General features: G+C 74.3%; 16 protein-coding genes. 9 read left to right on the top strand and 7 right to left on the bottom strand.

The features are described 5' to 3' along the window. The 4 genes from ACFRQN_RS12850 to ACFRQN_RS12835 all read left to right on the top strand — a co-directional run. On the top strand, window positions 1-438 hold a 438-nt coding region (locus ACFRQN_RS12850), incomplete at its 5' end, for a hypothetical protein (RefSeq protein WP_380740215.1). A 178-nt stretch (window positions 439-616) separates the two neighbouring features. After that, window positions 617-793: a hypothetical protein gene (locus ACFRQN_RS12845; RefSeq protein WP_380740213.1), complete on the top strand. Its 177-nt coding sequence runs from the start codon at window positions 617-619 to the stop codon at window positions 791-793. Then, window positions 790-3390: an ABC transporter permease gene (locus ACFRQN_RS12840; protein ID WP_380740211.1), complete on the top strand. Its 2601-nt coding sequence runs from the start codon at window positions 790-792 to the stop codon at window positions 3388-3390. Before ACFRQN_RS12845 ends, ACFRQN_RS12840 begins: the two co-directional genes overlap by 4 nt. A gap of 296 nt (window positions 3391-3686) precedes the next feature. After that, a complete protein-coding gene (locus ACFRQN_RS12835; RefSeq protein ID WP_380740209.1) occupies window positions 3687-4838 on the top strand; it encodes a cytochrome P450 in 1152 nt (383 codons plus the stop codon). A gap of 184 nt (window positions 4839-5022) precedes the next feature. Here the strand turns inward: ACFRQN_RS12835 and ACFRQN_RS12830 are convergent, their stop codons facing one another. Next, complete coding sequence (locus ACFRQN_RS12830; RefSeq protein ID WP_107418960.1) at window positions 5023-6207, bottom strand: macrolide family glycosyltransferase; 1185 nt, start codon at window positions 6205-6207, stop codon at window positions 5023-5025. A 441-nt stretch (window positions 6208-6648) separates the two neighbouring features. On the opposite strand from ACFRQN_RS12830, the gene ACFRQN_RS12825 reads away from it, so the two are divergent. Beyond that, entirely contained in the window at window positions 6649-7683 is a 1035-nt protein-coding gene (locus ACFRQN_RS12825; protein ID WP_380740207.1) for a 3-oxoacyl-ACP synthase III family protein, read from the top strand. Between the two features lie 33 nt (window positions 7684-7716). Here the strand turns inward: ACFRQN_RS12825 and ACFRQN_RS12820 are convergent, their stop codons facing one another. Then, window positions 7717-9000, bottom strand: coding sequence for an amidohydrolase family protein (locus ACFRQN_RS12820; RefSeq protein ID WP_380740205.1), 1284 nt, complete (start codon window positions 8998-9000; stop codon window positions 7717-7719). Between the two features lie 225 nt (window positions 9001-9225). Here ACFRQN_RS12820 and ACFRQN_RS12815 point away from each other — a divergent pair, with 225 nt between their 5' ends. Continuing rightward, window positions 9226-10290 carry an alpha/beta fold hydrolase gene (locus ACFRQN_RS12815; protein ID WP_380740203.1) on the top strand — a complete coding sequence of 355 codons (1065 nt, stop codon included), beginning with the start codon at window positions 9226-9228 and terminating at the stop codon, window positions 10288-10290. On the opposite strand, the gene ACFRQN_RS12810 is transcribed toward ACFRQN_RS12815, so the two are convergent. Genes ACFRQN_RS12810 through ACFRQN_RS12790 form a run of 5 tightly spaced genes read right to left on the bottom strand, consistent with a single transcriptional unit; the run spans window position 10280 to window position 16800 of the window. Continuing rightward, window positions 10280-11584 (bottom strand): NAD(P)/FAD-dependent oxidoreductase, encoded by a 1305-nt coding sequence (locus ACFRQN_RS12810; RefSeq protein WP_380740201.1) that lies wholly within the window; start codon window positions 11582-11584, stop codon window positions 10280-10282. The two genes, ACFRQN_RS12815 and ACFRQN_RS12810, sit on opposite strands and share 11 nt — an antisense overlap. Continuing rightward, the gene (locus tag ACFRQN_RS12805; protein WP_380740199.1) at window positions 11581-12372 is read right to left on the bottom strand and encodes an ABC transporter ATP-binding protein; all 792 of its coding nucleotides are present in this window, start codon (window positions 12370-12372) and stop codon (window positions 11581-11583) included. The genes ACFRQN_RS12810 and ACFRQN_RS12805 overlap by 4 nt, the downstream gene beginning before the upstream one ends. Then, window positions 12369-14234 carry a dipeptide/oligopeptide/nickel ABC transporter permease/ATP-binding protein gene (locus ACFRQN_RS12800; protein WP_380740197.1) on the bottom strand — a complete coding sequence of 622 codons (1866 nt, stop codon included), beginning with the start codon at window positions 14232-14234 and terminating at the stop codon, window positions 12369-12371. The genes ACFRQN_RS12805 and ACFRQN_RS12800 overlap by 4 nt, the downstream gene beginning before the upstream one ends. A 2-nt stretch (window positions 14235-14236) precedes the next feature. After that, window positions 14237-15205, bottom strand: a complete 969-nt coding sequence (locus ACFRQN_RS12795; RefSeq protein ID WP_380740195.1) for an ABC transporter permease — start codon at window positions 15203-15205, stop codon at window positions 14237-14239. Between the two features lie 11 nt (window positions 15206-15216). After that, window positions 15217-16800 (bottom strand): ABC transporter substrate-binding protein, encoded by a 1584-nt coding sequence (locus ACFRQN_RS12790; RefSeq protein WP_380740192.1) that lies wholly within the window; start codon window positions 16798-16800, stop codon window positions 15217-15219. A 226-nt stretch (window positions 16801-17026) separates the two neighbouring features. Here ACFRQN_RS12790 and ACFRQN_RS12785 point away from each other — a divergent pair, with 226 nt between their 5' ends. From ACFRQN_RS12785 to ACFRQN_RS12775, 3 genes are all read left to right on the top strand, one after another. Continuing rightward, the gene (locus ACFRQN_RS12785; RefSeq protein ID WP_380740189.1) at window positions 17027-18727 is read left to right on the top strand and encodes a DUF885 domain-containing protein; all 1701 of its coding nucleotides are present in this window, start codon (window positions 17027-17029) and stop codon (window positions 18725-18727) included. Between the two features lie 303 nt (window positions 18728-19030). After that, on the top strand, window positions 19031-19366 hold the full coding sequence (locus ACFRQN_RS12780) for a DUF5132 domain-containing protein (RefSeq protein WP_074005859.1): 336 nt from the start codon (window positions 19031-19033) through the stop codon (window positions 19364-19366). A gap of 190 nt (window positions 19367-19556) precedes the next feature. After that, window positions 19557-21854, top strand: coding sequence for an ATP-binding cassette domain-containing protein (locus ACFRQN_RS12775; RefSeq protein ID WP_380740187.1), 2298 nt, complete (start codon window positions 19557-19559; stop codon window positions 21852-21854). Window positions 21855-22021 lie beyond the last annotated feature (167 nt).

Raw genomic sequence — 22021 nt, 5'->3', positions numbered from 1 at the left:
GCGACGGTCCTCGCGGCCACCGTCCTCGCCGGAGGTTTCGTCGGCCTCTCCGCCGGCGCGGCCCACGCCTCCCCCCGGGTCAACAAGTGCGGGAGCGCGTACGACTTCAAGCGGAGCTGGGAGATCAACGACATCCACAATGTGGCCGCGGTGGTCGGCTTCATCGACATCTACTACAACAGCGGGAACGGGTACAACTGCGCGATCGCCCGCGGGAACGACGCGGTCGTCAGCGGCCAGCACGAGATCTTCGTCGAGATACGGCGCTCCCGCGACAGCACCTGGATCAAGGACGGTGTCGGCAGCAACTACACCCAGTACGCGGGCCCGGTCTACGCGTACGCCAAGGGGGCCTGCATCGACTTCATCGGGGGGCTGAAGTACAACGAGTTCTCCGGAACCGGTGACACCGGCTACAGCTTCGAGCACTGCGGCTGAGCCGTGGCCGGGCGGCAAGGCCCGCTGGAGCCGGTCCGGCCCGCCCGAGGCCCGCGCGCGTGGGGTGGGGTTATCCCCACCCCACGCACGCCGGTCGCCACCATGGTTCGTGCCCACCCGCCGTTCCTAGCCTGGACCCCGTCGCTGACGGACACGATCCACGAGGGATGGCAGCACCATGGCAGCCCGCCACCACCGCCCGGAGTACGAACCGCCCGAGCCTCACGCCCCCGCCCGCCCCGCGATCGGACCGCGCGCGGTGCGGCGCGGCGGCGAGACGGTGCACGCGGTGCGCGGGGTCGACCTCGCGCCGGGCCGCGGCAGCTCCACCGCCCCGTCGGGGGCGGCGGCATGAGCAACGGACTCGCGCGCGCCTCGGTGCGCTTCCGGCCGCCTTCCTTCGCGGGGACCTTCGTCGCCCTGCTGTTCGGCGCCGCGGTCATCATGGGTTGCGGCACCCTGTTGCAGACCGGCATCACCGCGAGCGTGCCCCCGGTGCGCTACGCGCAGGCGCCGGTCGTCGTCGCGGCCGGTCCGGACATCGGGATCGTCCGCAAGGTCAACAAGAAGGAGAAGGCCGTCGACCGGCCGGTGCCCGACCGGCCCCGGGTGGACGCGGCCCTGGCCCAGCGCATCGCCGCCCTGCCCGGTGTCGCGGCGGCCCGTCCCGACACCGCCTTCCCGATCCAGCCGGGTCCGGCCACACCCGGCCTGACCGGGCGCGGGTACGCGGCGCTCGGCATCGCCGGCGGCGCGGACACCCTGGTCGAGGGCCGCGCCCCCGGCCCGGACGAGGTGGTCCTGGACGCCGCCACCGCACGGGACGCCCGGCTGGCACCCGGCGCGAGCCTCACCCTGGTCGCGCCCGGCGGCAGCGGCACCTACTGGATCTCCGGCCTGGCCGCGCCGCAGAACGCCGGCCCGACGGCCTGGTTCGCCGACGCGGTGGCCGGGCAACTCTCCGGTCACCCCGGTCGGGTGGACGCCATCGCCGTCCAGCCGAGCGAGGGCGTCGGCGCCAAGGACCTCGCCCGCAGGCTCCGCGAGGCCCTGCGCGACACCGCCGGCCCGCGGGCCTCCGGGGCGTCGCCCACCGGGATCAGGGTGGTCACCGGCGAGGACCGCGGCTCCGTCGAGCAGCCTGGGCTCGGGCAGAGCCGGACGCTGCTGATCGCGATCGGCGGATCCTTCGGCGGCACCGCCACCATGACGGCCGTCTTCGTGGTGGTGTCCACCGTCGCCCTGGCCGTCGGTCAGCGGGCCCGCGAGTTCGCCCTGCTGCGCGCCGTCGGCGCGACCCCCCGCCAGATCCGCCGTACGGTCGCCACCGAGGCGATGCTGGTGGCACCCCTCGCCGGCCTGCTCGGCCTCGTCCCGGGCGTGGCGCTGGCCCGCTGGTGGTTCGACGGACTGGTCTCGCGCGGCGCCGTCCCCGAGGGCGTCGAACTGGACGTCGGAGCGGTCCCCGCGCTCGTCGCCGTCGCCACCTGCTCGCTGGCCGCGCTGGCCGCCGGCTACCTCGCCGCGCACCGTCCCTCCCGCCTGCGCCCCGGCCAGGCACTCGGAGAGGCCTCGGTGCCGGCCGGACGGGCGGGCGTGGTGCGGGCCCTCCTCGGTCTGGCGGCCGTCGTGGGCGGCGTCGTGCTGGCCGCCGTCGCCGCCGGCCTGAGCGGTGAGAACGCCGCCAACACCGCGCTCGGCGTGGTCATGTGCTTCCTGGTGGCCACCGCCCTGCTCGGCCCCTGGGTGGCCCGGGTCGCCGCCGGAGTGCTCGGCCTGCCGCTGCGGGCGGGCGCGGGCGGCACCGCCGGATCGCTGGCCGCCGACAACGCCCGGGCCGACGCCCGCCGGCTGACCTCCGCGATCACACCCATCGTGATGGTCAGCGCCTTCTGCGGCACCATGCTGTTCATCCAGAGCAGCGTCGGGCACGCCACCGGCGAACAGCTGCGTGCCGGGGTCGTCGCCGACCACGTGCTCGGCTCCACCGGTCTCGGCCTGCCCGCCGCCACCGCCGAACGGGCCGCCGAGGTGCCCGGCGTCGAAGCCGCCGTGGGCGTGCTGCGCACCGGAGCCGTCTACCGCTCCGACGGGAAGCTCCGTTCCGCCAACGCCCTCGGCGTGTCCGGCGATCCGACGAGGCTGCCCCGGGTCCTCGACCTGGGCGTGCGCAGCGGCTCGCTCGCCGACCTCGCCCGGGGCACGGACACCGTCGCCCTCGACGCGGCCCTCGCCGACAGGCTCGGCCACAGCGTCGGCGACCGCGCCTCCTTCTGGCTCGGAGACGGCACCCAGGCGCAGCTGACGGTCGTCGCCACCTACGAACGCGGCCTCGGCTTCGGGCAGTTGATCCTGCCCCGGGCCGCCGTCGCCGCACACGCCGCCGTCGCCTACGACAGCCAGGTGCTCGTCGCGGACGCACCCGGCGCCGACCGCGCGGACGTCGCCGCCCGGCTGGCGAAGCTCCCCGCCGAGGCCCCCACCACCGGGACCGCCACGGTCGTCGGGCTCACGGTGGCCGACCGCGCCGGGTACGTCGCGCAGACCGACCGCAGGCGCGAGGCCGGCGACTGGGCGAACTCCGTGATGGCGGCCGTCCTCGGCGGCTTCGCCGCGATCACCGCCGCCAACACCCTGGTGATGACCGTCCTGGACCGCGGCCGCGAGGTGGCCCTGCTCCGCCTCACCGGCGCCACCCGCCGCCAGATACGCGGCATGATGCGCTGGGAGGCCCTGCTGGTGGCCGCGACCGGGCTGCTGCTCGGCGGCCTCATCGCCTGGATCACCCTGGTCCCGATCGCCCGGGGCCTCGCCGACGCCCCGCCGTACGTCCCGCCCGGCACCGCCCTGCCGCTGGCCGCCGCGGCCGTGGCCCTCTGCCTCGCCGCGACGGCCCTGCCGACCCGCGCCCTGCTGCGCTCCCGCCCGCTCGCGGCGAGCGGCCGGCGGTAGGCGGACAGGGGTAGGGGAACCGTCGGACCGGGGGCGGGACGTCCGTCCCGCCTGCCGCCGGACGGGTGAACCCTGCGCGGGCCGGATGGCGCCCCGGCTGCCGCTTCGCCACCATGACGTCCGCGAACCACCGTTCCCGTCCGTCCGACGCCGACGGCGGGCGGTGACCCGCCCGAGAGCCGCCGGTGCCTGCCGACCGCACCGCAGCCATCCGACGATCCCAGGGGGAACCGTTGCCCCAGACCGAGAACCTCACAACCACTGCCCCCGGAATGCGGCTGGTCCCGATGCACCGCATGGAGCTGCCGCCCGTGGGGCCGCCGCGCCGTGAGCAGTTGCCGAACGGCACTCCGATCTGGCTGGTCACGCGCTACGACGACGTCCGCCGGGCCCTCGTGGACGCCCGGTTCAAGCGGTCGCTGCTGTTCGCCCCGGACGCGCCGCGGCTGAGTGACACGCCCAACCTGGGCAGCGACCGGGACTCGATGTTCCACAAGGACGGGATCGAGCACCACCGGATGCGCCGCGTCTTCCAACGGGCGTTCACCCCCGGCGCGATCGAGCGGTCGCGTCCGTGGGTGACCTCCGTGGTCGACCGGCTGCTGGACGACCTCGTGCGGCTCGGCGCCCCGGCCGATCTGGTCACCGGGTACACCAGGCCGCTGCCGAGCGCGGTGATCGCCAGGATGATGGACCTCCCCGGCGAGGACCTCGAACGCGTCCGGGACTGGACCGAACTCGCCTTCGCCACTGCCGACCGCGACCCCGTCGAAGTCAGCCGCGCGATGCGGGAGTTCACCGCGTACGTGGCCGGGCTGCTCGCCGGCCGCCGACGCGCACCCGGCGACGACCTGGTCAGCGCCATCGTCCGGGCCGCGGACCGCGAGGGTGAGGTGTCCGAGCGCCAACTGGTCAACCTCGTGTGCGGGTTGATGGTGGCCGGACACGAGACCAGCATGACCACGCTGGCCAACGCGGTGCTCTACCTGCTCGCCGAACGCCCCGACGCCTGGAGCCGCATCGGCTCGGACGAGGCGGCGGCCGCCCTGGCGGCGGAGCGGCTGCTGCACACCATCCCCCTGGGGGCCAACAGGGAACGCCCCGGAAGCCTCCTTCGTACCGCCGGGGAGGTCGAGCTGGGCGGCGTGACCATCGGCGCCGGCGACATCGTCGCGGCCGACCGCACCACCGCCGGCCGGGACCCCGGCGTTTTCCCACCCGATTCCCTCAGCCGGCTGTTCGACCCGCTGGAAGCCGGCACCCTGGCCTTCGGCGCCGGTCCCCACTTCTGCCCCGGCGCGTGGCTGGCCCGCCTCCAGATGCGGATCGCCCTCCACCGTCTCGCCGCCCGCCTGCCCGGCCTGCGCCTCACCCTGCCGACCACCGGGATCGAATGGCGGCTCGGCACCTCCACCCGCAGCCCCCTGCACCTGCCCGCCACCTGGTGACGGACCGGCCTGGTGCCGGACCGGCCGCCACCGATGCTCCGGGACAGCCGTCCTCGTGAACGCCGGTGTCCCGGAGTCCAGGCGGTCGCCGTCGACGGAGACGGCGACGACCGGTCCACACAGCTCTTGACGATCACGCGGTGGCCGCACCCGCTTCCGGTGAGGGCGACGCAGGAGCGCAGAGTCACACGGAGTGCTGACGGAGGTACTGCTCGATCACGTCGGCGCCGCGTGTGACTCCACCGCTTCGCAGGATGGCTTGGCGCATTCCCGCAAGGCTGACGCGTACTGCCGGGTCTGAGGCGACCCTGTCGATCGCCGCCCGCAGTGCTTCGGCGCTCACCATGTCGGCGTCCAGGCATTCGCCGAGCCCGAGTTCCCCCAGGCGCCCGGCGTTGGCAGCCTGCTCGGGTGTCCGCGGGACGGCGACGAGGCCGACCTCGTAATGCAGCGCCTCCATAACGGAGTTAATCCCGGCGTGCGATACGAAGGCGGTGGCATGGCGGAGTACCGCCAGTTGCGGGAACCGCGACCGGACGTCCACCCGGCTCGGGATGGCGCCGAGTACGGCGGCATCCGTATCGCCCACGGTCATCGCCAGCTGCCAGGGCCCGTCGGCGATGGCGTCGATGCAGGCGCGGTAGAACTCCGGGCGACCGTTGAAGACGGTGCCCAGTGAGACATACAGCAGTGGCGCGTCGGGGTCGGGCGGCGACCAGTGCTCGGTCTGCTCGCGACTGCCCATCGAGGGGCCGACGAAGTGAAAACGTTCGTCGAAGCTGTCAGCGGCCGGCTGGAACTCTCGCGGGACGAACACGAGGTTGAGCCCGTCCGCCATCGTCATGGTGTCGGCGACACCGAGCGGGACGCCGTACTCGGTGGAGAAGGCCTCACAGTCAGCGGCGAGCAAGGCCATCGCCGGATCGCCGGTGTCGAGCCCTGCGGTCAACTGCCGGTCCAGTGAGTACGCCTCGTTCGAGGCGAGGTGAGGGAAGCACTGCACGGCGGGGATCCCCAGCCTCCTGGCGATGGTCCGGGCAGGCCAGTTCGTCGTGTCGTAACAGATTGCGTCCACCGGCTCCGAGGCACAGTACTTCTGCAACACCGGGTAGGTCGCGCGCATCGCCGCGAAGTAGTGGCGTAACCAGCCGGCCACGGCCTCTGGGCCGATCTTCGATGGTGGTGTGAACGGCTCCAGCGGCGGCAGTTCCAACCAGCGTGCGCCGGCACTGGTGACCGCGGCGGCGTGGCCTGCTCCGGTGGCGTAGTCCACCTGGTGCCCGCGCCGTACGAGTTCCTCGACCAACGGCACCATTGGATTGATGTGTCCATGTCCGGCTAGAGTCATGAAGAGTAACTTCTTCAGCACGGGGACACCCTGGCAGCACCAGCGCCGCAACGCCATCGAGATTCGCGACTCGCCGCAGCCACCGGCGGCGATGATGTCCGGGCCGCTGTCGAGCCCCGCAATTCGACGTCTTCGCCATCGGCGACCCCCGATACGCCGTTGGATCGGTCATCCGCGCTCTTTTCGTACGACTTTTCGGAGTGGACGGTCAATTGCGAGAGCGGCGTATTCATCTTTCCTGCGCGGATCCATTTCAGGAATCCGGTCGATAGCACATCACGGCGGCTGGATGTCAATTCGTCGGCGGCTTCGTCACGCTTACGGATTACCACGAGACATCTGGCCCCGATGTTTCATGGAACGATGCGACGGTACTGAAAAATGACGGACCGGCAGGGGAAGGAAAAGAACCATGGGAGCCTCTCGCGGCGGACCGATCGAATCCGGGCGGAGCACCCTGCTGTGACCGTCACCGTGGAGCAGACGCTGCACCACCAGACCGGCGCCGGCCTGCCCGTGCCGTTCGCCGTCGCCGGGACGGGGGTGCACCTTCCGCCGACCGTCGTGACCAACGAGCAGCTCACCCGCACCCTGGACACCAGTGACGAGTGGATCACCAGCCGCACCGGGATCCGTGAGCGCCGGCGGCTGGCCCCGGACCTGGCGACCTCCGACATGTGCGTCGCCGCGGCCCACCCGGCCCTGGAGGCCGCCGGGGTCGGGCCTGCCCAGCTGGACGCGGTCATCGTCGCCTCCTACACCGGGGACCAGCCGCTCCTGTCGACCGCGTTGATCGTCAAGGACGCCCTCGGAGCCCACCGCGCCCTGTCCCTGGACGTCACCCAGGCGGCCTGTGCCTCCGGCGTCCAGGCCGTGCTGATCGCCGCCCACCTCCTGCAGAACCCCTCCATCAGCACCGTTCTGCTGCTCGCGGCCGACTGCGCCTCCCGGGTCACCGATCCGACCGACCGCACCGCCGGGGTGTTCTTCGGAGACGCCGCGGCGGCCGTGGTGCTCACCCGCACCGACGAGGCCGGAGCGGGCCTGCTCTCCTACGACCTGGGCTCCCAGCTCTCCTACGGCGTCCAGATCCCCGCCGGGGGCTCCCGGCTGCCCACTACGGCGGCCACCGTCGCCGCCGGGGAGCACTATCTGCGGATGGACGGCCGCGCCGTCTGGAACACCGCCACCACCCGCCTGCCCGAGAGCATCGCGAGCGCCGCGCACCGGGCCGGTGTGCCGGTCGACCGGATCCGGCACTTCTTCCTGCACCAGGCCAACCTGAACATCCTCACCGAGACCATGACCGCCCTGGGCGTTCCCCGCGAGCGCGTCCCCGTCACGGTCGAGCGGCTGGGCAACACCGGGTCGGCCGGCCTGTTCACCGCGCTCCACGCCACCGTGGCCGAAGGCGCCCTGCTCCCGGGGGACACCTATGTGCTGTCGGGGATCGGTGCGGGATTCCAGTGGGGAACCCTCTGCCTCCGGCACGCCTGACCAGCCGACACGTCTGACCGGCCGGCCAGGGGGTCAGCCGAGTTCGTTCCTGTGGACGACGCCGTCCTTGACGATCAGTCGCAGGTTCCGTTCGGGGTCGGCGAGGACGGACAGGTCGGTGGTCGGGTCGCCGTCGACGACCAGGAGGTCGGCCCAGGCGCCCGGCGCGATGACGCCGAGCGGTGCGGCACGGTAGGGGTCCCGGCGGCCGGACAGGCGGAACAGCTCGGCGTTGCCGGAGGTGGCCGTCCGCAGGGCCTCGACCGGGCCGAGGTGGCCGCCGAGCCGGACGAGCATCTCGTTCTGCCGGTGGGCCTTCCCGGGGTCGAAGACCAGGTCGGTGCCGAAGGCCAGCCGCACGCCGTGCCGCACCGCCCAGCCGATGGTGCGGGCGACGCCTTCGCAGACCTCGCGGTTCTTGCGGGCGCTGTCCGGGGAGGCGTAGTGGTGGTCGTCGACCTCGAACGGCTGGGTGCTGAGCCAGACGCCCTGCTCCGCGAGGTGGCGGACGGTGTCCTCGTCGAGGAGGTGCCCGTGCTCGACGCAGCGCACCCCGGCCCGTACCGCGCGGCGGACGCCTTCGGAGGTGTAGACGTGCACGGTCACGTAGGTGCCCCAGTCGGAGGCCGCGGCGACGGCGGCCTCCAGCTCGGCCGGGGTGAACTGCAGGACGTCCAGCGGGTCGAACTCCGAGCTGACGCCGCCGCCGGCCATCAGCTTGATCTGGGTGGCGCCCTTCCTGAGCTGTTCGCGGACCGCGGCGAGCACCCGTTCCGGTCCGTCGGCCACCCGGGTGAACCCGAGCTGCTCGCTCCTGGCCGGCGGCCCGCCCAGGGCGGTGGGGGCGTCGTGGACCGTCCCGAAGTCCCCGTGGCCGGAGGTCTGGGAGACGGCCGCCTGGCTCGGGTAGATCCGCGGGCCGGGGAACAGCCCGCGGTCCAGCACTCGCCGCAGCGGCTCGGTGTCGCCGGCCATGTCCCGCACCGTGGTGAAGCCGCGCATCAGCATGGAGCGGGCCGCGGCCAGGGCCTGGTAGTAGACGGTGCCGGTCGGGGCGAGCTGGAGCTCCGCCATGGTGCCGCCGGCCGCGAACAGGTGGACGTGGGCGTCGGTGAGCCCGGGGATGAGGGTGCGGCCTCCACCGTCGAGCACCGTCGCCCCACCCGCGGGACCGGACGGGAAGGGGCGGCCCAGCACCACCTCCGCGATCCTGTCCCGCTCCACCCGGACGTACCCCGGCGCCGCCTCGGCTCCGGTCCCGTCGAAGACGCGCACGTTCGTCACCAGCAGCCCGGCACCCGCTTCGTCGACACCCATGCCGCCATCTTCGACCGGTCACGGAGCCGGGACCAGGGGGCCGGACGGATCGGGTCGGTCCGGTGGTGCCCGGCCGGCAGCCGACCGGCCCGGCCCCGGGTGCGTCCGGGTACCCGGAATGCCGGACTGTGGGGGTGAGGGCATGAGCGGGCGGGAAAGAGAAGGCCAGGGGGCAGTTGTCGGACGCGCTGCTGTCGCGGAGGGCCGATGCGACGGGACGGACGAATGGCGAACTCCCTGCTCGCGGTGGTGAGCCGGGACTGGATCGGGGCGCCGGTCGCGCTGGCGGTGGCGGCGGCGGGCGGTGGCCTCCTCGCGGTGGGGGCGGCCTGGTCGGTGGTGCTCGCTGGCCTGGCGCTGGCTGTCGGGGTGCTGCTGGCGGCCGGGGCCGTTCGGCACCTGGTGCTGGTGGCCCGGGAGGCGCGGGCGCATCCGCCGCCGGGGCGGTTGGTGGACGTGGGCGGTCACCGGATGCACGTCCTCGCCGAGGGGCGGGCCGGGGCGGGGCCGACGGTGGTCTGGATGCCCGGCGGGCACGCCCCCGGCGAGGACCTCCGGGAACTGCACACGATGCTGTCGGCCCAGGCCCGGTCGGTACTGGTCGACCGCCCGGGGACGGGCTGGAGCGACGTCGGGCCCTTCCCCCGGACGACGGCCGCCGAGGCGGCGGAGCTGCCGGCGGCGCTGGAGGCGGCGGGGGAGCGGGCACCCTTCGTGTTCGTCGGCCACTCCTTCGGCGGGCTACTGGTCGCGAACGTGGCCAGGCGCCGGCCGGACCTGGTGGCGGGGCTCGTCCTGCTGGACCCGACGCCCCTGGAGGTCATCGCCTTCGCGCCGCCCAACGGGCAGCTCGCGGCGCTGCGCCGGGGCGTCCTGCTGATGGCGGTGCGGCAACTGTTCGGCGCGCACCGGGGCCCCGGCGGCCGGACCGGGCCGTGCTGCGCCGCCGCGTCGATCTTCGCCGAGCTGTCGCCGTCCGGGCTGGCACAGGTGGGCTGGGACACCGTGGTGTACGACGGGGACCTCGGGGACCTGCCGCTGGTGCTGGTGGTACCGCGGGACCTGATCGGCGGCGAGGCGGTGCTGGCCGGTGCCCGGGACGCCGTCGAGGCCGAGCGGATCAGCCGCTTCTACCTCCGCAGCAGGGTCCGCTACCTGGCGGCGTCGACGGCGTCGAGGCTGGTGTACACACCGGCGGGGACGGGTCACGACTTCCCGCACGAGGCGCCCGAGTTCGTGGTCGGCGTGGTCGGGGACCTGGTGCGCGAGCTGCCCGCGATCAGCCCATGACCGTCCGCGCGGAGTCCGTCCGGACCGGGCGGCGGCGGGAGAAGGCGCCCAGGTCGACCACGGTGCTGGTGTGGTCGCAGCGGAAGTGCACCGGGTCGCCGTCGTGGTCGTGCCCGGCCTCGACCCGGTCGATCAGGGTGGCGAGGTAGCGGCCCACCAGCGGGGCGTTCTTGAACTGGTTGCCGCTGGTGCCCATCGCCACGTAGTAGCCGTCGAGGGCGGTGCGGTCGTAGATCGGGGTCCAGTCGTCGGCGACGTCGTACACGCCCGCCGCGCCGAGGGGCCGGTTGGGGACCCGGAGCGCGGGGAACCGGCGTGCCGCCCGGGTCACCTGGGTGCGGAAGCGCCGGGCGGTGGGGCGGGGATCGGCCTCGTCCGGGTCGTCGATCCACTCGTGCGGGTCGCAGTCCGGCTCGGTTCCGCCGACCAGGAGCTGCCCGCCGGGGGCCGTGCGGACGTAGGTGCCGACGTCGAGGTCGGCGACCAGGGGGAAGGGGTCGGCGGTCCGGACGTCCGGTGCGGGGACCTGGTGGACCTCCTCGCGCAGCGGACGCACACCGATCGTGAAGTCGGCGCCGACGCCCGCCAGCCGGTTGAGGCCGCCCGACCACGGGCCGGCGGCGTTGACCACGACCGGTGCGGCGATCCGCGAGCCGTCGGCCAGGCGGACGCCCGTGACCCGGTCCGCGTGCCGGTCGACGGCCACCACGGTGTGGTGGAGGAGGAGTCGGGCGCCCAGTGCGACCGCGGCGTCGGCGAGGTTCAGGGCGGCGAGCCGGGGGTCGTCGACGTACCCGGCGTCCGGGGTGAACAGGGCGCCGAGTTCGCCGGACGGGTCGGCGAAGAAGGCGTCGTCGTCCACCGGCTTCGGCGGCCAGTACCGTCCGGGGTCGATCCCGGGAAGGCGCTCGCGCAGCGTCGGGGCGTCCCACCGCTCGTACGGGACGCCGGCGCGCTCGAACAGGGCGGCGGTCTCGGAGGGTTCGACCTCGGGGGAGTCGAGCAGCACGGCACCGGTGCGGTGGAAGGCGGCGAGCGGGCGGGGGCCGGTGAGCCGCAGGTGGTCGGGCCAGGACGTCCAGAGGTGCTGCGCCTCCCAGGCGGTGGCGACGCTCGCGAAGGTGGAGTAGTTGAAGCGGATGATCGCGCTGGAGGCGCTGGTGGACCCGTGGCCGACGGCGCCCGCCTTGTCCACGACGACCACCTGCCGCCCGGCGCGCGCGAGTTCGAGGGCGACGGCGGCGCCGATCACTCCGGCTCCGACGACCACGGCGTCCGGTCGAACGTCGGTCATGGCGGCCCCTCCCCGGGCGGCGGCGTGCGCAGGCTCGGCACGGCGGCGAGTAGCGTCCGAGTGTACGGGTGCCGCGGGGCGCGCAGGAGGGTTGCGGTGGGGGCGGTCTCGACGATCCGGCCGTGCCGCATGACCGCGACCGCGTCGGAGACGTGGCAGACCGCCGGCAGGTTGTGGCCGATGAACAGCATGGACAGGCCGAGGCGTTGCTGGAGTTCCCGGATCGTGTTGAGCACGGAGGCCTGCACCGAGACGTCGAGCGACGAGGTGATCTCGTCGGCGATCAGCAGGCCGGGTTCGACGGCCAGGGCGCGGGCGATGGCGACCCGTTGGCGCTGCCCGCCGGAGAGCCGGCGCGGCAGCCGGTCGGCGAGCCGCGGGTCCAGGCCGACGAGGCCGAGCAGTTCGGTGACGCGTTCGGCGCGTGCGGGCCGGTCGAGCCGGCGGAAGACGGTGGCCGCTTCGACGAGCGTCTGGCGGACCGTCATCCGCGGGTCGAGCGCGGTGTCCGGGTCCTGGAGGACGACCTGGACCAGGCGGCCGAGCCGGCGGCGGTCGCGGACGGTGCGGGTGCTGGCCTCCCGGCCGTCGAGCAGGACCCGGCCGGCGTGCACGGGGGTGAGGCCGACGATCGCGCGGGCCAGGCTCGACTTGCCGGAGCCGGACTCGCCCACAAGCCCGAGCGTCGTGCCGGACGGGACCTCCAGCGAGACGCCGTCCACGGCGGTGACCGGGCCGCGCGGGCCGGGGTGGCGGACGGTGAGGCCGGTCACCTGGAGTTCGGTCATGACGCGGTCACCGCCTCCGGGTCCGCCGCCACCGGTACCGGGGACCAGCACGCGACCCGGTGGCCGGCGTCGAGGTGCTCCAGCGGCGGGGCCTGCTCGGCGCAGTGGTCCCGGCGGCGCGGGCAGCGGGGCTCGAACGCGCACCCCGGGGCGGGCAGCAGCGGGTCGGGCGGTGCGCCGTCGACGGTCCGCAGCGGCCGGTCGCGGTCGGCGGTGAGCTCCGGGACCGAGGCGACCAGGGCCCGGGTGTAGGGGTGCCGGGCGCCGTCGGCGAGGCGGTCGGCGGGCAGGGCCTCGACGATGGTGCCCGCGTACATCACCAGGACGCGTTCGCAGAACTCCCCGACGAGCGCGACGTCGTGGCTGATGAACAGGATCGCGGCGCCGGTGTCCCGCCGGATCTCGGACAGCAGTCCGGTGATCTGCCGCTGCACGGTGACGTCGAGCGCGGTGGTCGGCTCGTCGGCGATGATCAGGCCCGGACGCACCATCAGCCCGGAGGCGATCATCACGCGCTGGCGCTGGCCGCCGGAGAGCTGGTGGGGGCGGGAGCGCAGCAGCGCCGGGGGGAGGGCGACCCGGCGCAGCGCGTCGGCGGCCTCCGCGGCGGCCCGGGCACGGCTCGCGCCCCGGTGGGCCCGGACGGTCTCGGTGAGCTGGGTGGCGATCCGCAGGGACGGGTTGAGCGCCGAGGCCGGGTTCTGGAAGATCACCGCGAGGCCCGTCGCGAGGTGCCGGTCCCGTTCCTTCGGGGGCAGGGCGGCGAGGTCGGCCCCGAGCAGCCGCAGGGTGCGCCGGGGCGCCCGGGCGCCGTACGGCAGCAGGTCGGCGATGGCGAGCGCGGTGAGCGACTTGCCCGACCCCGACTCGCCGACGAGCCCGACGGTCTCGCCCGGCCGCAGGGCGAGGCTGACGCCGCGCACCGGCCGGATCACGCCGTCAGGGGTGGGGAGTTCGACGTGGAGGTCCTCGACCTGGAGCACCAGGCCGTCCTCGGCGGGGCCGCTCGCGGCGGGCGTCGGTACGGGCGTGCGCGGCGCCGGGCCGCGCCGGGCGACGCTCCCGGCCAGGACCTCGCCGAGCAGTTGGAAGGTCAGGGCCGCGTAGAGGATGGCCAGACCGGGTGCGAGGGCGGGCAGCGGCTCGGCGTAGACGCGGTCGAGCCCCTGGTTGAGCAGCTGCCCCCAGTCGTAGCCGGGCGGTTGGACGCCCAGGCCGAGGAAGCTCAGCCCGGAGAGGGCGACCAGGGAGGTCCCCGCCGCCGTGGTGGTGGCCAGGAGCAGCGGCTCGGCGATGTTGGGCAGGACGTGCCGCCAGAGCAGCCGCAGGCGGCGCAGGCCGAGGACCCGGGCCGCGGCCAGGTGGTCGGTGCCCGCCACCCCGGCGGCGAGGGTCTGGGCGAGCCGGGCGAAGCCGGGGACGCCCGCGGCCGCGAGGGCCAGCATCGCCCCGGCGGCGCCCGCGCCGAACACGACCGCGAGGAACATCGCGACCAGGAGCGCCGGGAAGGCGAGCAGGAGGTTGACCAGTCCGGCGGTCAGCCGGCGGGCGCGCCGGCCGAGCACGGCGGTGGCGGCCCCGAGCAGGACCCCCGCGCTCGCGCCGAGCAGGACGGCCGCCAGCGCGAGCAGCAGGGAGGGCCGGGTGGCCGCCAGGACCCGGGCGAGCAGGTCCCGGCCGAGGTTGTCGGTGCCGAACGGGTGCCCGGCGGAGGGCCCCTGGAGCACCGCCGAGGGGTCCGGGCGGTCGGTCGCCGCGCCCCAGACCAGCGGTCCGACCAGCGCGAGCAGGACGAGCGAGGCCAGCATGACGGCGGTGACCCAGGCCATGGGCGAGCGCCGGAGGCCGGACGGAAGGCTCATGGTCACATCTCCCTGATCGCCGAGCGGGGGTCGAGCACGGCGAGCAGCACGTCGACCAGGAGGCCGGCGAGCAGCACGGTGGTGCCCAGCACCAGCACCATCGCCTGGACCACCGGGTAGTCCTGGGCGACCACGGACTGCGCCAGGGCGGAGCCGATGCCGGGCCAGGCGAAGACCTTCTCGACCAGCACGGTGCCGGCGATCAGGCCGGGCAGCAGGCTCCCGGCGACGGTGAGCGCGGCGGTGGCCGTGTTCGGTGCCGCGTGCCGCAGGTAGTACCGCGCGGGGGACAGCCGTTTGCTCCGGGCGGTGCGCAGGTAGTCCTCGTCCAGCACCTTCAGCGCCTCCACCCGGACGATGCGCAGCAGGACGGCGGTGGGCGCGAGGGAGAGGGCGAGGACGGGCAGGACGAAGGACTCGACGCCCGCCGCGCCAGCCACCGGGAGGAGTTGGAGGCCGACGGCCAGCAGCGCGGTGAGTCCGGCGGCCAGGACGAAGTCCGGCACCCCGGTCAGGCCGGCGGTGACGGCGGTGAACGCCAGCTCGGTGCGCGGGCGGCGGCCGTCGCGGGTGCGGACGGCGGCGAGCAGGCCGCCGGGCAGGGCGACGGCGAGGGTGGCCAGGAAGGCCAGCCCGGCGATCTCCAGGGTGGCCGGCAGCCGGGTGCGGACCAGCTCCGCGACCGGTGTCCCGGTGGTCAGCGAGGTGCCGAGGTCGCCGTGCAGGAGGCCGCCGAGGTAGTGCCGGTACTGGGACAGGAACGGCGCGTCGAGCCCGAGGCTGTGTCTGCGGGCGGCGACCAGGGCGGGGGCGGCGTCGACGCCGAGCGCGGCGCGGACCGGGTCGCCGGGGACGAGGCGGATCATCGCGAACGAGGCGGTGAGGACGACCGCGAGGGAGAGGAGCAGCCGGACGGTGCGGCGGCCGAGGAACACGGTCCAGGGGTGCCGCAGCAGGCGGGGTACGGACATGGTGGCCCCGGTCACTGGTGGAGGCGGATGCTGGTGGGGACGAGCTGGCCGCCGAAGGTGGTGGTGAAGGTGGTGCGGTGGCCGTACACGCCGCTCCGGCCGTCGGCGATCGGCAGGGCGTCGGCCGCGCGGAAGAGCGCGGCGGCGGCCCGGTTCCAGGTGCCGCAGCCCGTGGTGTCGGTCTCCCGGAGGGCCTGGGCGACCAGGGCGTCGTACTCGGGGTCGCGCACGCCCGCGAAGTTGAGGCCCTGGGCGGGGGTGGGGCCGGAGAAGAAGGGGATGAAGCCGACCGGCAGGGCGAAGCCCGGCGAGGTGCCGACCACCACGTCGAAGTCGGCGCTCTGGTACATGGCGTTGACGAGGGCGGGCAGGCTCTCGGTGACCAGGTCGACCCGCGCGCCGAGCGCCGTCCACTGCCGGGCCATCAGCTCGGCGACGGAGGAGAGGGTCGGGCCGAGGTCGGGGCTGGTGATCAGGCGGAGCCGCAGCGCCCGGCCGTCCTTGGTCAGCGGGCCGCCGGGGGAGCGGGTCCAGCCGGCCGCGCGCAGGGCCTCGGCGCCGGCCTGGGCGGGCAGGTTGGCGTCGGCGAGGTCGGCGTGGCAGAGGGCGCCCTCGGCGCCGAAGTCGCCGGCGGGGCGGCCGGTGCCGCCGACCGCGACGTTGGCGAGCCCCTGGCGGTCGAGGGCGGAGACCAGGGCGCGGCGCAGCGCCGGGTCGGCGAGGGCCCGGCCGGGGCGCTGGTTGAAGAAGGTCAGCCCGACCACGGTGGCCACGTCGGTGACGGCCAGGCCGTGGCCGGTGAGCCGGGCGCGGTCGGGACCGTTCACGTTCGCGATGTCGACGCCGCCGGTGAGCAGCAGGTTCGCCGCGGTGGAGGCCTGGGGGACGACGGAGATGACGATGCGCGCGGGGAGGCCGGGCGCCGCGGTGGTCGCCCCGGCGGGCCCCCAGGTGTAGCCGTCGCGGACGGTGAACTCGTACGGGCCGCCGGGGGTGTAGCGGGTGAGCACGTAGGGGCCGGTGCCCTGGGTGGTGCGGTCCAGCGACCGGGGGTGGTCGAGGCCGGCCGGGCAGACGATCGGCAGCAGGCCGATGCTGCGGGTGAGGAACGGGAAGGGGGCGGTGGTGGTCGCCGACACCGTGCCGGTCGCGTCGTCGGCGGTGGCGGTGAACGGCACGTTCGGCAGGACGGTCTGGGCGCCGGCGAGCTGGTTGGCCGGGTCGCCCGCGTAGCTGAGGGACCGGGCGACGGCGGAGGCGGTGAGGGGTGTGCCGTCGGAGCAGGTGACGCCCGGGCGGAGGGTGAAGTCGGCGGTGGTGGCGGTGGCCTGCCAGGATGTGGCCAGGCCGGTGACCAGGGTGCCGTCGGGGGCGACGTTCACCAGGGAGTCGTAGGCGTAGCGGGCCTGGGAGGCGCCGAAGGTGGAGTACGGGTCGAAGCTCGGGGTCTCGCCGGCCGCCGCGATCCGGACGGTCCCGCGGTCCACCAGGGGTGTGCTCGTCGAGGACGTGGCAGTGCTGCCGCAGCCGCTGAGGGTGAGGGCCGCAGCGGTCAGGGCGGCCGCGAGGGCGGCCGGCGGGGGGCGACGGAGCATGGCGTCATGGTGCCACCGGGCCTTGGCGATGGCGAGTCAACTCACGTGGGGGAACGGCGTGTTCGATTGAATGGGTTCGCCTCTCCCACCTTGTCGGGAGCCGTGCGTACGCCGGGCGCGGGATGTCGGCGGGGGGTGATTCCGATTCACTCCTTCGAGGGGTGTCGGGGCCTGTCCGCCGTCGGCCGGGTGACCTGGCGGTCCGTCGTCGCCACACTGTGTCGACATGACGACGAACGAGCCGGGCCGTGAGGTGGGCCATCTGGCGGACCGCTACTGGGAGTTCCTGCTGGAGCGGGAGCCGTTGCTGCGGGTCCGTCAGGGGCTCCCGGTCGACTCGCTGCCGGGGGCGTCGCTCGCCGAGTCCGAGGAGCGGGAGCGGTTCGCGGCCGGCGTGCTGGAGCGGATGCGGCCGCTCGACGGCGCGGAGCTGTCCGGCGCCGATGCCGACACCGCGGCCGTCCTCGTGGCGCTGGCGGAACAGGAGGTGCGCGCCCACCGGTGGTACTGGCTGACGCCCGCCGCCACGCCGTACCGGCTCTTCCCGCTGTCGCTGTACGTCGATGCCGTCCTGGGCGCCTTCCGCTTCGCCGAACCAGCCGACGGCGACCGGTACGTGGCGCTGGTGCGCGACCTGGTACGCGTGGTCGGCTCGATCGGGGACAAGGTGGTCGGCCAGGCCGCGCGCGGCTTCCGGGTGCCGGCGCCGGCCCTGGCCGGGGTGCGGGCCACGGTCGAGGGCCTGCGGTCCTCCGCCGGGCGCCGGGTCACGGTGGCGGACGACCGGCTCGGTGGGCTCGGGCCGGCCGGGCGCGGACGCCTCCGGGACGGTGTCCGGCGGCTGGTGGAGGCGGAGTTGGCGCCGGCCTTCGACCGGCTGCTCGGGTGCGTCGACGACCCGGCGTACCCGGGAGGGGCGCCGCGGGACGTCGGGTGGGCGCACTACGAGGGCGGCGAGGAGGCCTACCGGGACTTCGTCCGGACCCACACCGGGAGCGACACCGGGCCCGAGCGGCTGCACGAGCTCGGCCGCGACCAGTGCCGCGAACTGGCCGAGCGGATGCGGGAGGTGCGCGAAGCCCTCGGCTTCCACGGCACCGAGGCCGGGTTCCACGAGCGGCTGCGGACCGAGTCCCGCTTGTACGCCCGGACGCCCGAGGAGGTCGAGGCCCGGTTCCGCGGCCACCTCGACCGGCTGGAGCCACGGCTGCCGCAGTGGTTCGCCGTCCTGCCCGCCGCCCCGTACGGGCTGGCCCGGTTGGATCCGGCGCTGGAGCCGGGGATGACCTTCGGGTACTACGAGGCCCCGACCGCGGCCAGTGCGGTCGGGCGCTACCGCTACAACGGCTCGGACCTGGACCGGCGGTCCCTGATCGGCTCGGCCTCCCTGATCTACCACGAGCTGGCGCCCGGGCACCACTTCCACCTCGCCCGGCAGGCGGAGGACGCCGCGCTGCCGCGACTGCGCCGCGAGGCGGCGGAGTTCGGCGCGTTCAACGAGGGCTGGGCCGAGTACGCGGCGGGGCTCGGCTGGGAGATGGGCCTCTACGAGGACCCGTGGGACGCGTACGGGCGTCTCGCGCAGGAGCGGTTCACCGCGCAGCGGCTGGTCGTCGACACCGGGCTCAACCTCGGGACGATGGACCTGGCGGGGGCGCGGGACTTCATGCGCGCCAACTCCACGGAGGAGGACGGCCAGATCGCCTCGGACCTGTTGCGGTACTCGACGGACCTGCCGGGGCAGGCGCTCTCCTACCGCGCGGGCTACCTGGAGTTCGTCCGGCTGCGGGCGGAGGCGGAGGCCGGCCGGGGTGCCGGGTTCGACGTGCGGGCCTTCCACGAGGCGGTGCTGGGAGGTGGCGCGCTGCCGTTCGCCGCCCTGCGCCGGAGGGTGGCGCGGGAGCTGAAGGTCGTAGCCGATCAATAAATATTACTATCTGACAAATTGCTTGGCGTACATACAAGCGATCGTTCTGGGTTATGTTCAGATTGCACTCGCACGAGTGAATCCCCTTGGGAGCATTTGGTTTTGGTGAGCTCGACTCGACTACGGTGACGGAGGATCGGGCGGTGGACCCCATCGGCGAGGAGTTTCGGTTCCGCGGGAAATCCGCGAGGGGAACCGGTCATCCCGCGAGGCGGGTACGTCCGTCCGTTCTGCTGTGTGCGCTCCGGAGTCCGAAGCGCCCGGATCCCCTGTCATCCGTCTGCGTAGAGAGATGGGAACACCATGCCGCCCGTAGTTCCGCCGTTCCTGATCGGTCTCGTCGTCGCGCCGCTGGCCAAGCGCCTCCTCAAGCCACTGGTGCGCGGTGTCGTCAAGACGTCCGTCGGCATCGTCATGGAGGTGAAGAAGGCCGCCCACGAGGCCGGCGAGAACATCCACGACCTCGCGGCCGAGGTGGCCGCCGACGTGGTGGCGGCCCAGGTCGCCTCCGGTGAGGGCCACCGCGCCGCGGAGGCCACTGCCCCGTTCGAAGAGAAGGCCGGGGCGACCGCCCCGGGCGACGCCGAGGCGAGGGCGCCGAAGATTCGCGCGAACGCCGGTGCCGGAAAGGCACACTGACGCACCGTCATATCCTGACCCGCCGCCTGGACGCACACCGCGACCGAACTCGCGCGCCGTGTCCACGCGGCGGTCGGCCGAGGGCCTTCCGGCCGCATCGGCCGCCCGTTCAGAATTCCGCTCCGTCGCAGTGTTCCGTCATGCCCGATGGCGGATCGTTCGCGACCTCTGCAAACAGGTGATCGTACACATGCCATCTCTGCTGGGTGCCGCGGCCGGATTCCGCTCCGTGGATCCGGACGTGAGCCCGCGCTCGGTCATTCCGGGCCGCCAGCGCTGGGACGTCAAGCTGGTCCTCGGACGGCCGAGGACGGCCGAAGTCCTCGCGGCGGCGCTGCGTCGCGTCCCCGGGATCACCGAGGCGCAGGCGAACCCGATCACCGGTGGTGTTCTCGTCCGGCACGAACCGCTGCTGCCTGCCGCGGATGTCGGCCGGATCCTGCGCCGGGTGGTCGCCCGGGTCGCGGAGGGTCCGGTCAGGACCGCCCCGCCGGCGGCGGCCCGGCCCGCCGTCGGACCGGGGACGCGGCCGGACCGCGCTCCCGTCCTGCGCCCCGTCCTCGCCGTGGGCGGCGGGGCGGCGGCCGGCCTCGCGCTGATCCGCGGGTCGGCGCTGAGCAGGCAGCTGGTGGCACTCGGCGGGGTCGCCGTCGCGACGGTCGCCGTCGTCCGGACGGCATGGCGTCGAGCGGTCGAGCGGACCAGGGAGCTGTCCGGGTCCGGCAGCGGCCGGCACCCGCTGCGGGAGGTCGTCGGGCCGCACCGCCGGCGCCTCTACCGGGCCTCCGCGCTCTCGGTCGCCTGCCAGGTCTCGGAGATGGCGCTCGGCACCTTCCTCGGCTGGACCGCCCTAGTCCTCATCAAGGGCGAGGCCGCGCCGCTGGTCCGCTTCGGGCTGACCACCGCCACCTCCCAACTCTGGGGCCTGGCAGGGCTGGTGACCGTCGCCTGCGCCGCCGTGGCAGGCCTCTCGTACGCCTCGAACCTCCAGTGGCGCGGGCTCGGCCAGGACATCGAGCACGACTGGCGGAGCCGCACCTACGCCCATGTGCAGCACCTCGAACTGGGGCAGCTGGAAGGCGAGCGGACCAGCCGGATCGCCGGCGTGCTCACCGACGACGTCCGGCAGCTGGGCAGCTTCTTCGCCACCTCGGCCAACGACGTGCTGCAACTGGGCACCAGCCTGGCCCTGTTGGTGCCGGCGTTCCTGCTGCTGGCCCCGCAAATCGCCTGGATCGCGTTCCTGCCGATCCCGGTCATCGCCTGGCTGTCGCTCCGCTACCAGGACAGGGCCGCGACCGACTACGCCGTCTCCGGCGAGCGCCGGGCCAGGCTGCACAGCCAGCTGGTGAACACCCTGGAGGCCGGCGCCACCGTCAAGAGCTTCTGCACCGAGGACTACGAGGCCGAGCGCATCGACCGGCTCAGCGGGGAAGCCCAGGAGAGCAACCGGCAGACCGACCGGGGCACGATCCGGCACGCCGAGGTCGTCCGGGTCTGCACGACGAGTTCGATGGCCGGCACCCTGCTGCTCGGCGGCCGCTCGGTGCTCGACGGCACCCTGCGGTTCGAGGTGTTCAGCCCGCTGATCGGGCTGCCGCAGATGGTGATGCTGCGGATGAACCGGCTCGGCGGCATCGTCGACCAGTACCAGCGCACGCTCGCCGCCTACGACCGGGTCCACCGGCTGGAGGCCCTGCCCGCCGAGACCGAGGGCACCGGGGAAGCGCTCGACGTCGCGACGGTGAAGGGCGAGATCGTCCTCGACGGCGTGACCTTCGCCTACCCCGGACGGCCGCCGGTCCTGGAGGACCTCTCGCTGACCATCCCCGCCGGGCGGGTCACCGCCCTCGTCGGCGCGACCGGCTCCGGCAAGACGACCGTCGCCAAGCTGCTGATGCGGTTCCAGGACGCGGAGTCCGGCAGCGTGCTGCTCGACGGTCGGGACGTGCGCGACCTGCGCCGGCGCGACCTGCGCCACGCGATCGGGTTCGTCGCCCAGGACGCCTTCCTCTTCGACGGCACCATCGCCGACAACATCCGCTACGGCAGTTTCGGCGCCTCGGACGAGGCCCTGGTGGAGGCGGCCACGATGGCCGAGGCCCACACCTTCATCGCGACGCTGCCGGACGGCTACGACACGGTGATCGGCGAACGCGGCGCCGCCCTCTCGGGCGGCCAGCGGCAGCGGATCGCCCTGGCCCGGGCGATCCTCAAGGACGCGCCGGTCGTCGTCCTCGACGAGGCCACCTCGGCCGTCGACAACGAGACCGAGGCCGCCATCCAGCGCACGCTCCGGGTCTTCGCGGCCGACCGCACGATGGTCGTGATCGCTCACCGGCTCTCCACCGTCCGCCACGCGGACCGGATCTACGTCATGGACAAGGGCGGCGTCGTGGCCGAACAGGGCACCCACGACGAACTCATCGCCCGGCACGGACTCTACGCATCCCTCTGGCAACTCCAGGCCGGCGAACTCGCCGCCTGACCGCACCAGGCCGCTCCGCTCGCCGACAGCGTGATGCCACCGACCAGGCCGCTCCGCTCGCCGACAGCGTGATGCCACCGACCAGGCCGCTCCGCTCGCCGACAGCGTGATGCCACCCACCAGGCCGCTCCGCCCGCCGACAGCGTGACGCCACCGCAGTCGGCGCG

The organism is Kitasatospora sp. NPDC056800 (assembly GCF_042789775.1).
Classification (GTDB): Bacteria; Actinomycetota; Actinomycetes; order Streptomycetales; family Streptomycetaceae; genus Kitasatospora.
This window is presented reverse-complemented; position numbering and strand designations above follow the sequence as displayed.